This window comes from Enterobacter cloacae complex sp. GF14B, assembly GCF_004136805.1.
GTDB classification, from domain to species: Bacteria; Pseudomonadota; Gammaproteobacteria; order Enterobacterales; family Enterobacteriaceae; genus Enterobacter; species Enterobacter hormaechei_C.
Genome location: NZ_QFRV01000097.1, coordinates 1 through 12,729 on the forward strand (window position 1 = coordinate 1; position 12,729 = coordinate 12,729).

The following is a 12,729-nucleotide window of genomic DNA, read 5'->3' on the forward strand; positions in this document are numbered from 1 at the left end:
CGCTGGCGCTTGCCAGCGAGCGGCCAGACTGCACCGTGACGGCGGTAGACGTGATGCCTGATGCGGTCGCCCTCGCGCGGCGCAACGTTGAACGGCTGGGGCTGAACAATGTTTCCGTTCTGCAAAGCAGCTGGTTTGCCGCGCTTGAAAGCCGCATGTTTGAAATGGTTGTCAGCAATCCGCCCTACATCGACGAAGACGATCCGCATCTCGCGCAGGGCGACGTGCGTTTTGAACCGTTGACCGCGCTGGTCGCTGCGAATCAGGGACTTGCGGATCTTGATCACATTGTGACAACGTCACGACAACATTTGATTCCCGGTGGCTGGCTGCTGGTGGAACATGGCTGGACGCAGGGAGAGGCGGTGCGAGCGCTGTTTACGCATGCCGGATACGCTGCCGTGGAAACCTGCCGGGATTACGGCGGCAATGAACGTCTGACGCTGGGGCAGCGGTCATGAGCCTGTTTACGCTGCTGATCTCCGTTCACCTGGTTTCCGTTGCCCTGACCATTGGCTTTTTTATTGCCCGCTACTGGTGGCGCTACAACAACAATCCGCTGATTAACGCCCGCTGGGTACGCATCGCCCCGCACTGTATCGACACGGTGCTGTTCCTTTCCGGAGCCGGGTTAATGTGGAAGACCGGCTATCTGCCATTTACTGATAAAGGCGCATGGCTGACTGAAAAGCTGTTTGGCGTTATCATCTACATCGTTTTGGGTTTTATCGCGCTTGGGCGTCATCGTCCGCGCAGCCAGCAGACAGGGTTTATCGCCTTTTTGCTGGGTCTGGTGGTGCTGTACATCATCATTAAACTCGCCACCACAAGAATACCGTTACTGGGGTAAGTCATGAGGTCCTTAGCCGATTTCGAATTTAACAAAGTGCCGCTCTGCGATGGTATGATCCTGATTTCAGAGATGATCCGCGACGATTTTACGTCACAGTATGTTTACGCTGAACTGGAGAATCTGGTCAGCCTGGCGCGCGAAGAGATCAATCAGGCACGTCCGCAGGACTGGCAATTAGAGAAGCTGATTGAGCTTTTCTACGGCGAATGGGGTTTCTGCGACACGCGAGGCGTGTACCGCCTGTCTGACGCACTGTGGCTGGACCAGGTGTTGAAAAATCGTCAGGGCAGCGCCGTCGCGTTGGGCGCCATTTTACTGTGGGTTGCGCACGAGCTGGAGATTCCACTGGTGCCGGTCATTTTCCCGACGCAGATGATTTTGCGGGCGGAGTGGCTGGACGGTGAGATGTGGTTAATCAATCCGTTTAACGGCGACACGCTGGATGAGCATACGCTGGATGTCTGGCTGAAAGGCAACATCAGCCCGATAGCTGAGCTGTTCAATGAAGATCTCGATGAAGCCGATAACGCCGAAGTGATCCGCAAGCTCCTGGATACGCTGAAGTCTGCGCTGATGGAAGAGCGTCAGATGGAGCTGGCCCTGCGCGCAAGCGAAGTGCTGTTGCAGTTCAATCCGGAAGATCCGTACGAAATCCGCGACCGCGGCCTGATTTATGCGCAGCTCGACTGCGAGCACGTGGCGCTGAATGATTTAAATTATTTCGTCGAACAATGTCCGGAAGACCCGATCAGCGAGATGATCCGCGCGCAGATCAACGCGATCGCGCACAAACACATTACACTGCATTAATCTTAATTCCGATTCACACCTGAATAAGGCGATCCTATGAAACAAAAAGTGGTTAGCATTGGTGATATCAACGTGGCAAACGACCTGCCGTTCGTGCTGTTTGGCGGTATGAACGTGCTGGAATCCCGCGATCTCGCTATGCGCATCTGCGAACACTACGTGACCGTGACCCAAAAGCTGGGTATCCCGTACGTGTTTAAAGCCTCTTTTGACAAAGCCAACCGCTCCTCCATTCACTCCTACCGTGGCCCGGGCCTGGAAGAGGGGATGAAGATTTTCCAGGAGCTGAAACAGACGTTTGGCGTGAAAGTGATCACCGACGTGCACGAGGCGTCTCAGGCACAGCCGGTGGCTGATGTGGTAGACGTGATTCAGCTTCCGGCGTTCCTCGCTCGCCAGACTGACCTGGTAGAAGCGATGGCGAAAACCGGTGCCGTGATTAACGTGAAAAAACCGCAGTTCGTGAGCCCAGGCCAGATGGGTAATATCGTCGACAAGTTTATCGAAGGCGGTAACGACCAGGTTATCCTGTGCGACCGTGGTTCAAACTTCGGTTATGACAACCTGGTTGTGGATATGCTGGGCTTCAGCGTGATGAAGAACGTCTCTAACCAGTCTCCGGTGATTTTCGACGTGACCCACTCCCTGCAATGCCGCGACCCGTTTGGCGCCGCGTCTGGCGGGCGTCGTGCGCAGGTGACCGAACTGGCGCGCGCCGGTATGGCAACCGGCCTGGCGGGTCTGTTTATTGAAGCGCACCCGGATCCGGCTAACGCGAAATGCGACGGTCCATCCGCGCTGCCGCTGGATAAGCTGGAGCCGTTCCTGAAACAGATCAAAGCGATTGACGATCTGGTGAAGAGCTTCGACGAGCTGGATACCAGCAACTAATAAAAAAACCCGCTTCGGCGGGTTTTTTTATGGGGCATATTGCCGGGTGGCGCTGCGCTTACCCGGCCTACAAAACCCGTAGGCCCTGCAAGCGAAGCGCCGCTAGGCAAAAAGGCTACGCAAATATCGTCATCAGATACGCAATAAACAGCGCCATATGCGCCGCGCCGTTCAGCACATTGGTGCGGCCGGTGGAGAAGGAAATCTGGCACAGCAGCAAGGATGCCACCATCACAATCATCTCTGGCGCACCCAGCGCAAACTGCAATTCATTTCCCGTCATAAAGGCAATCAACGTCACCACCGGAACGGTAAGGGAGATGGTCGCCAGAACAGAGCCAAAGAACAGATTCATCGCCCGCTGCACCTGATTATTGAGCACCGCTTTCAGCGCTCCCAGGCCTTCTGGCGACAGGATCAACAGGGCCACCAGGAAACCGGTAAAGGCGACCGGCGCGTTCAGTTCAGTTAACAGCGCCTCCAGCGGGTTCGCATTCATCTTGGTGACCGCAATAACGGCAATCAGATGCACGATCAGCCAAACCGTGTGCCACGCGCTGCTGTGAGCCGACGGCTTACCGTGATGCGGGTCATCGTCGTCACCGTCGTCTTCATGCTCGTAAACAAACAGGCTCTGGTGCGTTTTGGTCTGGATCAGCAGGAACACGCCGTACATCGCCGCGGAAATCAGCGCCACCAGCAGCGCCTGGCCGGTGGTGAAATTTGCACCCGGCAGCGCCATCGGGAATACCAGCACAATAATCGCCAGCGGGAACAGGGCAATCAGGTACTGTTTAATGCCAAAAAGGTTCATGTACTGGGTGGCAAATTTGCGACCACCTAATAAAAGTGAAAAACCGACCAGGCCGCCGGTAACAATCATAATGATGGAATAGAGCGTATCGCGCATTAGCGTTGGCGCGGCGTCGCCGGTGGCCATTAATGCGGAAATGAGACTGACTTCAAGAATCACAACCGAAAGGCTTAAAATTAATGACCCATACGGCTCTCCAAGACGGTGGGCTAAAACATCCGCATGGCGTACCACGCTAAATGCGCTGGTTAAAATACCCACCAGAGCCAGAATATTGATCCCCACAACCACTGGCAATGACTGACTGCTTCCCCAGAAGAGCAGCACAGCCAGTGCCAGAACCGGGAAAATGAGAGAGGTCTCCTTGTGGCGGGTTTTCACCGCCTCGTGTGTTGCTGTCATGTGTTTCTCCAACAATGCAGGTGCTTGTAATTATAGATAGATTTTAAAGGTATTAAACTAACAGAAATCTGTTAAATACCCTGTATTTTTTACTTAGTTTTACCCTTTATTATAATTTTTATGCCTGAGGCTTATAATGTCCTATCTCTGTTAAATATTAATTTAATAACAATGACTTGCATTTTTATATTGTTCATTTCTTTCTGTTGGCTGGCACCCTCGCGTATCGTCGTCCACACTTATCTTTTAGCCAAAAGAGAGGTTAACGATGCCATACAAATCGAAAAGCGAATTACCAGATAACGTGCAAAACGTATTGCCTGCCCACGCCCAGGATATCTACAAAGAAGCCTTTAACAGCGCCTGGGATCAGTACAAAGATAAAGAAGATCGCCGGGACGATGCCAGCCGCGAAGAGACGGCCCATAAGGTGGCCTGGGCCGCCGTAAAAAATGACTATGAGAAAGGGGACGATGATAAATGGCACAAAAAGAAATAGCCGCGAATAATACGCTGCCTCCCTTTTGACATTTCAGGCGGTTGACCTGCCGCTGTATTGCATCTGGCCCGCGAATTGCTTATCGTTGCTCAACTGCTGTTAAAATGAACAGCACAGAATGCCAGGAAGGCGAATTACAGATGTCGCAAGGAAGCATGCAGTGGCGGAGGTGGAATGTGTTAACGCGTGATTTCTTGATGAAGGCAGATTGTAAGACGGCATTTGGTGCTATTGAGGAATCGCTTCTGTGGTCGGCTGAACAACGTGCGGCGTCGCTTGCGGCAACGCTGGCCTGCCGCCCGGATGATGGCCCGGTCTGGATCTTTGGTTACGGCTCGCTGATGTGGAACCCGGCGCTCGAATTTGTTGAATCGGCAACCGGAACGCTGCCTGGCTGGCACCGCGCCTTCTGTTTGCGCCTGACCGCCGGACGCGGCAGCGCGTGTCAGCCAGGACGCATGCTTGCACTAAAAGAGGGCGGGCGCACCACGGGCGTGGCATACCGGCTGCCGGATACCACGCTGGAAGATGAGCTGACGCTGCTGTGGAAGCGCGAGATGATCACCGGCTGCTATATGCCCAGCTGGTGCAAGCTGGAACTGGATGACGGCCGCACCGTCAACGCGCTGGTGTTCATTATGGATCCGCGCCACCCGCTGTATGAAGCCGACACCCGAACCCAGGTGATTGCCCCGCTGATTGCCGCCGCCAGCGGACCGCTGGGTACTAACGCCCAGTACCTTTTCTCGCTCGATCAGGAGCTGACGCGTCTCGGTATGCAGGACGACTGTCTGAGTGAGCTGGTGGTGAAGGTGAAAGCGCTGCTGGAAGGGAACCCGCTCAGCAATACGCTGCGGCCAGGTTTTGCCTGATAATACGCCCGGCTGGCCGGGCGTTTATGGTTATGCTGCCACGTAACTTACGGAATGTTCGAGCGACTGGCTGTGGCTGTCGATCAGCACATCCCAGGTGCCGGTGTAAGGCACCGTCAGCCAGGCCTTATCGTCCTGGACGGTAAGGATATCTGCCTGCGATTGTTTCTGTCCTTTCGAACTTATCAGATGGATGCGGCAACGCTCTGAGCAACGCACCACTACCGTATCCCCGCCAAACAGTTTCAGACTTGTTTTAACTCGTGCCATTTTATACCCCGTCGTTTTTGCCCATCCCGAGCGTGATGTTGTTCACAATTTACTCATTGCATAACACCAAAGGGGCAGGAGTGGGATGCTGATTTCGATCAAAAAATGGCGCAACGATTAAACAAAAATGACAAAATCCCTGAAACCTTTCAGCGGACGCACTTTTTCCCTGTTTAACGCGCGTCCGGGAAAAATTATATGCGGAAATGGCCTGCGGTCTCAGCAAGGTCGCCCGCCTGGCTTTGCAGCGCGCTGGCCGCCGCAGCAGACTGTACAACAAGCTCGGCGTTCTGCTGCACCATGCGATCCAGATGAGTCACCGCGTGGTTAATTTCATGGATCCCTTTCATCTGCTCGCGGGTGGCAATAGATATTTCACGCATTATGCCTGACACGCTCCCGACGCTGGCGCGGATCTCATCCATGCTGTCGCCCGCAAGGTGCACAAACCGGGAGCCGGTTGCAACGCTTTCGGTGGTGGAATCAATAAGGGATTTGATCTCTTTCGCCGCCTGAGCGCTGCGGCTGGCCAGGTTACGTACTTCCCCCGCAACGACCGCGAACCCACGGCCTTGCTCCCCGGCACGTGCCGCTTCCACCGAGGCGTTAAGCGCCAGAATATTGGTCTGGAAGGCGATGCCGTCAATGACGCTGGTGATATCGCCGATTTTCGCGGAAGCCAGTTCGATGGACTGCATGGTGCTGATGGCCTGAGCGACGACGTCACCTCCGCGGGATGCGGCGGCAGAGGCCTTGCTCGCCTGCTCATTCGCTTCTGCTGCCGACTCGTTTGACTGCGTAACGGAGGCCGTGATCTCTTCCACGGCGCTGGCGGTTTCGCGAAGGCTTGATGCCGCCTGCTCGGTACGCCCGGAAAGATCCTGATTACCCGCCGCAATCTCATGCGCGGCGTTTTTCACTGAGGCGCTCGCATCACGCAGCTGGACCATCACCACAGAAAGCTTATCGCTGAAGGCGTTAAACGCCTGCGCGATTTGCGCCACTTCATCGCCCCCCTTATCCGGCAGACGCTGCGACAGATCGTTAGTACCGTTGGCAATGTTGTTCATCGCGTCACCGATACCGAACAGCCGCTTAAGCAGGCGGGCAATCAGGAGGTGCATGAGGGCTCCGCTCAGCAGGGCGAGGATTGCCAGCGACAGTGCAGATGCTTTAAGCAATGAGCGCATCCCGGCGGTGGCATCGCCGTTATCAAGCGCCACAACCAGCAGCCAGTGCGTCCCCGGCACGGCGGTGGCCAGGAACGTTTTTTCGCGTCCGTTTGACGTTCCGTCAACCAGGTTGCCGCTTTTCAGAGTGGCAAAATCGGTCCCTTTGATCGTTTCAGTAAACGGCTTAAGCGTCAGCGCAGGATCGCTGCCGGCAATTACGGTGCCGTTGCTGTCCAAAAGCAGTCCACTGCTGGCCGGAGTCGGGTGAATACCGCGCACGTTAGCCACCACGCTGTCCATTGCCACATCGCCCGCCACCACCGCTTTCAGGGCGCCTTGCTCTTTAACGGGTACCGCGAACGTCACCACCAGTTTCCCGGTGCCCGCATCCACATAGGGTGCAGTCACTACCGGGCCATCAGCGCTGACGACCTGCTGATACCACGGGCGAAGGGTGGGATCGTAATCAGCGGGCACCCCGGTTGGGTCAGAAAATTTAGCCGTTTTGCTGGCATAACCCACGTAGACGTTGGTAAATCCACCCGCCAGTGCAAGCTGTTTAAACACCGGAACCGGATCGTCGCTGAGCGCGACCGACTGCGCCGAAGTGATGACGGTTATTTTGCTGTTCACCCAGTCGGCAATCGCCATGTTGTGGCTGGCGCTGGTGCTGGTCAGAATATCGCGCTGCGACTGCTGGTTATCCTGGCGCGTGACCTGAAAGTTAATAATGGTATTAAGAAGAAGGGCGACGACCAGACAGCCTGTCGTCGCGGCAATGATGCGGGCGCGAATGGATCTGAACATAAGTGTAATACCTGCTGTGTTGTTTCCATGCCTATCGGCAACGGTGCAGGTAAACTTGATGCTGAAACCGCGTCCATAAGAAAATAATATTTTTAGCGGGTTATTATTAAAAAGTTAATACTTTATCGGCGGAAAGCGTCCATTCAGCCAGCTCCACCAGCGTACCAATTTCCACGCCATCAATCAGCGGCAGCCCGGTAATGCCGCGCCCGTCGGTACAGGTTTTGCACAGTTTGACCGGAACGTTTTGCGCGGTCAGGATCTCCAGCATTTGTTGAATGTTGTAGCCCTCTGCGGGTTTTTGCCCCTTCAGCCCGGCCGTGACGGCGTCGGACATCAAAAAGAGGCGCAGCTCCAGCTCACTCTCCTTATCGCGCAGCGCGATTGCCAGGCGCAGGCTGTTAAAAAGGGATTCACTGCCGTAGGCCGCACCGTTGGCGACGATCACAATCTTCTGCATGTTGACTCCTGTTCTTTGAAAAGGCACGAATATTGCTTCTCGTACCGAAGAATACGTATCGGGGAGAGAAACGATGACGATAGTGGCTGGCAGTTCCCCTGGCGCAACCGAATGGTTCCAGCGTGCGAGAATGTTGCGCGAGGAACAGCTCGGCAGACTGGCGCAGCTGGGCGCACTGGTGAACGGCATCAGTCGACTGGTGCATATGCTACAGTGCGAGCGCGGTGCGTCAAATGTCTGGCTCTGCTCGCAGGGCAAATTGTACGCGCCTGAATGCAAGGCCAGCAGGGCCCTGGTGGATGAAAACCTCGCCGCATTGCACCTTCAGTTTAACGAACCGCTGCCGGGCAGCGCCCTGTGCGAACGTATTGCCAGTGCACTGCACGGCCTCGAGACGCTAACGGCGCTGCGTGATGGCGTTACAGGTCAATGCGTCACCGCGCCGCAGGCGATGGAACATTACAGCCGCATACTGCGTCATTTGCTCAGTATCGTACCCCAACTCAGCGACAGCATTGACGATCCGCACATCGCGGGCCGATTTGTGGCCCTTTACAGCCTGATGCAGGGCAAAGAACTTGTGGGACAAGAGCGGGCGCTGGGGGCTATTGGTTTCACCCAGGGATTCTTTGACGATGAAACCCGCCAGCGGCTGGTGGATCGCATTGATGGCCAGCAGGCCTGCTTTGAGGTTTTTATCTCCCATTGCACTCCAGACGTGCAGGAGTCATTTACCCTCAACTGCCTGCCGGGTCTGGAGACTGAAAAACTCAGGCGTGAAGCGTGCACCCGCCAGCCTCCGGCAGATAACGGTGATACCGCCCTCAAATGGTTTGCCCTGCAAACCGCGCGCCTTGAGCACCTGCGCACGCTGGAGGAGGTGGCAATTGCCGATCTGATGACGGCAGTTGAGGAGCGCCGCTATAGCGAAAACCTGCACGCAGACGATGAACACGACGATATCCTGGCGCGATTTCCGGATAAACCGCTGCTGCCGCTGGTGCGCCAGCAGGCGCGTGAAATTGAGCAACTCTCCCGTCAGCTTGCTTCCCTGCGCGACACGCTGGAGGAGCGTAAGACCATCGACAAAGCCAAAAGCGTGCTGATGACGCACCAGAACATGAGCGAGGAGCAGGCGTGGACCGCCCTGCGCAAAATGGCGATGGATAAAAACCAACGCATGGTAGATATCGCCCGTGCGCTGCTTACGGTGAAAAATCTGTGGAAGATACCCCCTGGGGAGTAGTTGCACAGTCAGTGGGCAATTCATGCCTGATTGAGGTGCGTAAAACAGCGCTCTCCTTGCAGAAACCCCGTAACGCCGGGGATGAAAAGCTGGCATTACCTTTGCATTAACAGATTAACCATTTTCGACGATGCGCCAACGGCGGTGCATGCGTCTTCAGGATAAAGGCGTCCATCGGTGCTTCAGCACCGTCGGGCGCTTTTTTTTGCCTTTTTTCAGGAGCAATTATGGCGGATTTGTCGAGACGGCGGTTATTGCAGGCCAGCATGCTGGCGAGTGGTGCGATGCTATTGCCGGGTGTCATGCAGGCCGCATGGGCGGCGGGGTCAGATAAGCCGGAGCAGGATACCGTGCGTATCGGGTTTATCCCCCTGACCGACTGCGCGCCCGTGGTTATCGCGGCCCTGAAAGGGTTCGATAAAAAACACGGCATTACCATTGTACCGACCAAAGAGGCGAGCTGGGCGGCGGTGCGCGACAAGCTGGTGGCGGGCGAGCTGGACGCTGCGCACATTCTTTACGGCCTGCTGTACGGTCTGGAGCTGGGTATCGCGGGCAAGCCGCAGCAGATGGCGAACCTGATGACCCTCAACCAGAACGGTCAGGCCATTACGCTCTCCAGCGATCTGGCGGAGAAGGGCGTTCGTGACCTCGACGGGCTGAAAAAGCTGATTGCGCAGCAGGCGCCGGGAACTTACACCTTCGCGCATACCTTCCCGACGGGAACGCACGCCATGTGGCTCTACTACTGGCTGGCCAGCGCGGGGATTAACCCGTTTGACGACGTGCGCACCGTGGTGGTGCCGCCGCCGCAGATGGTGATGAACATGCGCATTGGCAACATGGTCGGGTTTTGCGTTGGCGAGCCGTGGAACGCGCGGGCGATTAACGACCGCATCGGGTTTACCGCCGCCACGTCACAGTCCATCTGGGCCGATCACCCGGAAAAGATCCTCGGCACCCGACGCGACTGGGTGGCGAAAAATCCGCACACCGCACGGGCGCTGGTGAGCGCCGTGATGGAAGCCGCGCGCTGGATCGAGGCGTCAGCGGAAAACAAACGCGAAACCGCGCAGATCCTCTCGCGCCGCGCCTGGCTCAACTGCAAGGAACAGTATCTCACCGGACGTATGCTCGGCGAGTACGACAACGGGGTCGGTCAGCGCTGGCAGGATGCGCACCCGATCCGTTTCTTCAACGAGGGTGCCGTGAGCTACCCGTATCTCTCCGACGGCATGTGGTTCTTAACCCAGTTCCGCCGCTGGGGCTTGCTCAACGCCGCGCCGGATTACGCGGGCATTGCACAGCGCATTAACCAGACCGCGGTCTGGCAGGATGCCGCGACCGCCGTGGGCGGCATGTTCACACCGTCATCACCGTATCGCAGCAGCACCCTGATGGACGGCACCGTCTGGAACGGCACCGATCCGGAAGGGTACGCCAACCGCTTCGCCATTTACCGTAAAGGGGCCTGAGTATGCAGCATCTGCAAAATACAAAACCACAAGAGACGTCAGAGAGCGGGGAAGTGATAGTCCTGCCTCCGTTACAGGTTCGCCGTCGTGCGCCCGCGTTTACGCGTCGGATGAATGATTTTTTACAGCGCGTCATCCCGGCGCTGCTCGGTCTCGGCCTGCTGGTGGTGCTCTGGCAGCTGGCGGCGATAAACAGTAAAGGCTTTCCGACGCCGCTCAGCACGCTCGATTCGGCCATGACCCTGTTTGCCGATCCGTTTTATCGCGACGGGCCAAACGATATGGGCATTGGCTGGAACGTGCTGGCGTCGTTGCAGCGCGTCGCCATCGGCTTCGGTCTGGCGGCGCTGGCGGGCATTCCGCTGGGCTTTTTGATTGGCCGCTTCACCTTTTTCTCCCGCATGTTCAACCCGCTGATCGCGCTACTGCGTCCGGTCAGCCCGCTGGCCTGGCTGCCTATCGGCCTGCTGCTGTTCCAGAAAGCGGAGCCTGCATCGAGCTGGACTATTTTTATCTGCTCCATCTGGCCGATGGTCATTAACACCGCCGAAGGGGTGCGCTGTATTCCGCAGGACTACCTCAACGTGGCCCGGGTGCTGCAACTCTCAGAGTGGACCATCATGCGCCGCATTCTTTTCCCGGCCGTGCTGCCTGCGGTGCTGACCGGGGTACGTCTTTCCATTGGCATTGCCTGGCTGGTGATTGTCGCCGCCGAGATGCTCACCGGAGGTTTAGGCATTGGCTTCTGGATCTGGAATGAGTGGAACAACCTCAACGTCGAAAACATTCTCATCGCCATCGTCATCATTGGCGTGGTCGGGTTGCTGCTGGAGCAGGGGCTGATGCTGATCGCCCGTCGCTTTAGCTGGCAGGAAAAATAAGGAGTGAAGATGAAACCGTTAATTCAGGTCCAGGCCGTGAGCCAGCGTTTTTCCACCGCCAGCGGCGAGTTTCTGGCGCTGCAAAACGTCTCTTTTGATATCCACGAGGGCGAAACCGTCAGTCTGATTGGTCACTCCGGCTGCGGCAAGTCGACGCTGTTAAACCTGATCGCCGGGATCACGCTGCCGACGGAAGGCGGGCTGATTTGCGACAACCGCGAAATCGCCGGGCCGGGGCCAGAGCGCGCGGTGGTGTTTCAGAATCATTCGCTGCTGCCGTGGCTGACCTGCTTCGACAACGTGGCGCTGGCGGTAGATCAGGTCTTCCGTCACACCATGAGTAAGGCCGAGCGCAAAGCGTGGATTGAGCACAATCTCGACCGGGTGCAGATGGGCCACGCGCTGCACAAGCATCCCGGGGAGATCTCCGGCGGCATGAAGCAGCGCGTCGGGATTGCCCGCGCGCTGGCGATGAAGCCGAAAGTGCTGCTGATGGATGAGCCGTTTGGCGCGCTCGATGCGCTGACGCGTGCCCATCTTCAGGATTCGGTGATGCAGATCCAGCAGGCGCTGAATACCACCATCGTGCTCATCACCCACGACGTGGACGAGGCGGTACTGCTCTCTGACCGCGTACTGATGATGACCAACGGCCCGGCGGCCACCGTGGGTGAGATCCTGCGCGTCGATCTGCCGCGCCCGCGCAACCGGGTGCAGCTGGCGGACGACAGCCGCTATCACCACATGCGCCAGCAGATCCTCCATTTCCTCTACGAAAAACAGCCGAAAGCGGCGTAATGAGGGGGCACGATGCGACTGGTCATTATCGGTAATGGTATGGCGGCAACCCGGCTGATTGCGTCGCTCACCGGGCGTGTTCCCGGTCGTTTCGCTGTCACCGTCATCGGTGACGAGCCGGAGCAGGCATACAACCGCATCCAGCTTTCGCCAGTGCTGGGTGGCGAAAAGCAGGCGGAGCACATCTGTCTGCACGATGAAGACTGGTACACGGCACGAGGCGTGACGGTGCTGCGAGGAGAAACGGCGCTCGCAGTAGACGTCAACGCGCGTGAAGTGCATACCTCTGCTCGCACGCTGGGCTGGGATGCGCTGGTGTTTGCTACCGGTTCTACCCCTGTTGTGCCGCCGATCCCCGGCGGCGATGCGCCGCATGTGTTCACCTTTCGCACCCTGGCAGAAACCCGCGCCATCCAGAATATCTCCGGGCCGGCGGTAGTGCTGGGCGGCGGAGTACTCGGTGTGGAGGCAGCGGCAGC

15 protein-coding genes are annotated in these 12,729 nt (G+C 57.1%); 11 read left to right on the forward strand and 4 right to left on the reverse strand.

All coding sequences use genetic code 11. The features are described from left to right. The 4 genes from DD606_RS21645 to kdsA all read left to right on the forward strand — a co-directional run. Nucleotides 1–461 (forward strand): peptide chain release factor N(5)-glutamine methyltransferase (locus tag DD606_RS21645; RefSeq protein ID WP_139158330.1); only part of this gene is annotated, 461 nt, incomplete at its 5' end. Continuing rightward, nucleotides 458–850, forward strand: a complete 393-nt coding sequence (gene sirB2 / locus DD606_RS21650) for an invasion regulator SirB2 (RefSeq protein ID WP_003856669.1) — start codon at nucleotides 458–460, stop codon at nucleotides 848–850. The genes DD606_RS21645 and sirB2, both read left to right, overlap by 4 nt. 3 nt (nucleotides 851–853) lie before the next feature. Next, complete coding sequence (sirB1, locus tag DD606_RS21655) at nucleotides 854–1,663, forward strand: invasion regulator SirB1 (protein ID WP_003856670.1); 810 nt, start codon at nucleotides 854–856, stop codon at nucleotides 1,661–1,663. 36 nt (nucleotides 1,664–1,699) lie between these two features. Beyond that, on the forward strand, nucleotides 1,700–2,554 hold the full coding sequence (gene kdsA / locus DD606_RS21660; RefSeq protein ID WP_003856671.1) for a 3-deoxy-8-phosphooctulonate synthase: 855 nt from the start codon (nucleotides 1,700–1,702) through the stop codon (nucleotides 2,552–2,554). 115 nt (nucleotides 2,555–2,669) lie between these two features. On the opposite strand, the gene chaA is transcribed toward kdsA, so the two are convergent. Continuing rightward, a complete protein-coding gene (gene chaA, locus DD606_RS21665) occupies nucleotides 2,670–3,770 on the reverse strand; it encodes a sodium-potassium/proton antiporter ChaA (RefSeq protein ID WP_003856672.1) in 1,101 nt (366 codons plus the stop codon). Between the two features lie 268 nt (nucleotides 3,771–4,038). Here chaA and chaB point away from each other — a divergent pair, with 268 nt between their 5' ends. After that, on the forward strand, nucleotides 4,039–4,269 hold the full coding sequence (gene chaB / locus DD606_RS21670; protein WP_003856674.1) for a putative cation transport regulator ChaB: 231 nt from the start codon (nucleotides 4,039–4,041) through the stop codon (nucleotides 4,267–4,269). A gap of 176 nt (nucleotides 4,270–4,445) precedes the next feature. Further along, nucleotides 4,446–5,141, forward strand: a complete 696-nt coding sequence (locus DD606_RS21675) for a gamma-glutamylcyclotransferase (protein WP_017384255.1) — start codon at nucleotides 4,446–4,448, stop codon at nucleotides 5,139–5,141. A 30-nt stretch (nucleotides 5,142–5,171) separates the two neighbouring features. Here the strand turns inward: DD606_RS21675 and DD606_RS21680 are convergent, their stop codons facing one another. The 3 genes from DD606_RS21680 to DD606_RS21690 form a co-directional block, all read right to left on the reverse strand. Continuing rightward, nucleotides 5,172–5,411, reverse strand: coding sequence for a hypothetical protein (locus DD606_RS21680; RefSeq protein WP_003856678.1), 240 nt, complete (start codon nucleotides 5,409–5,411; stop codon nucleotides 5,172–5,174). Nucleotides 5,412–5,605: 194 nt separating this feature from the next. After that, nucleotides 5,606–7,390, reverse strand: a complete 1,785-nt coding sequence (locus DD606_RS21685) for a methyl-accepting chemotaxis protein (protein WP_129259117.1) — start codon at nucleotides 7,388–7,390, stop codon at nucleotides 5,606–5,608. Between the two features lie 106 nt (nucleotides 7,391–7,496). After that, nucleotides 7,497–7,850 carry a DsrE/DsrF/TusD sulfur relay family protein gene (locus tag DD606_RS21690; RefSeq protein WP_015570354.1) on the reverse strand — a complete coding sequence of 118 codons (354 nt, stop codon included), beginning with the start codon at nucleotides 7,848–7,850 and terminating at the stop codon, nucleotides 7,497–7,499. Nucleotides 7,851–7,923: 73 nt separating this feature from the next. Here DD606_RS21690 and nasR point away from each other — a divergent pair, with 73 nt between their 5' ends. The 5 genes from nasR to DD606_RS21715 form a co-directional block, all read left to right on the forward strand. Beyond that, complete coding sequence (gene nasR, locus DD606_RS21695) at nucleotides 7,924–9,096, forward strand: nitrate regulatory protein NasR (RefSeq protein ID WP_003856683.1); 1,173 nt, start codon at nucleotides 7,924–7,926, stop codon at nucleotides 9,094–9,096. A gap of 227 nt (nucleotides 9,097–9,323) precedes the next feature. Beyond that, complete coding sequence (locus DD606_RS21700; RefSeq protein WP_129259119.1) at nucleotides 9,324–10,571, forward strand: CmpA/NrtA family ABC transporter substrate-binding protein; 1,248 nt, start codon at nucleotides 9,324–9,326, stop codon at nucleotides 10,569–10,571. 2 nt (nucleotides 10,572–10,573) lie between these two features. Further along, entirely contained in the window at nucleotides 10,574–11,452 is an 879-nt protein-coding gene (ntrB, locus tag DD606_RS21705) for a nitrate ABC transporter permease (RefSeq protein ID WP_003856687.1), read from the forward strand. A 9-nt stretch (nucleotides 11,453–11,461) separates the two neighbouring features. Beyond that, a complete protein-coding gene (locus DD606_RS21710; protein ID WP_045336446.1) occupies nucleotides 11,462–12,250 on the forward strand; it encodes an ABC transporter ATP-binding protein in 789 nt (262 codons plus the stop codon). Nucleotides 12,251–12,262: 12 nt separating this feature from the next. Then, on the forward strand, nucleotides 12,263–12,729 hold a 467-nt coding region (locus tag DD606_RS21715), incomplete at its 3' end, for an FAD-dependent oxidoreductase (RefSeq protein WP_176691458.1).

Excerpts from the sequence above, each read along its gene's own strand:
- sirB2 (WP_003856669.1), top strand. The coding sequence starts at position 458 with ATGAGCCTGTTTACGCTGCTGATCTCCGTTCACCTGGTTTCCGTTGCC.
- sirB1 (WP_003856670.1), top strand. The coding sequence starts at position 854 with ATGAGGTCCTTAGCCGATTTCGAATTTAACAAAGTGCCGCTCTGCGAT.
- kdsA (WP_003856671.1), top strand. The coding sequence starts at position 1,700 with ATGAAACAAAAAGTGGTTAGCATTGGTGATATCAACGTGGCAAACGAC.
- chaA (WP_003856672.1), bottom strand. The coding sequence starts at position 3,770 with ATGACAGCAACACACGAGGCGGTGAAAACCCGCCACAAGGAGACCTCT.
- chaB (WP_003856674.1), top strand. The coding sequence starts at position 4,039 with ATGCCATACAAATCGAAAAGCGAATTACCAGATAACGTGCAAAACGTA.
- DD606_RS21680 (WP_003856678.1), bottom strand. The coding sequence starts at position 5,411 with ATGGCACGAGTTAAAACAAGTCTGAAACTGTTTGGCGGGGATACGGTA.
- DD606_RS21685 (WP_129259117.1), bottom strand. The coding sequence starts at position 7,390 with ATGTTCAGATCCATTCGCGCCCGCATCATTGCCGCGACGACAGGCTGT.
- DD606_RS21690 (WP_015570354.1), bottom strand. The coding sequence starts at position 7,850 with ATGCAGAAGATTGTGATCGTCGCCAACGGTGCGGCCTACGGCAGTGAA.
- nasR (WP_003856683.1), top strand. The coding sequence starts at position 7,924 with ATGACGATAGTGGCTGGCAGTTCCCCTGGCGCAACCGAATGGTTCCAG.
- DD606_RS21700 (WP_129259119.1), top strand. The coding sequence starts at position 9,324 with ATGGCGGATTTGTCGAGACGGCGGTTATTGCAGGCCAGCATGCTGGCG.
- ntrB (WP_003856687.1), top strand. The coding sequence starts at position 10,574 with ATGCAGCATCTGCAAAATACAAAACCACAAGAGACGTCAGAGAGCGGG.
- DD606_RS21710 (WP_045336446.1), top strand. The coding sequence starts at position 11,462 with ATGAAACCGTTAATTCAGGTCCAGGCCGTGAGCCAGCGTTTTTCCACC.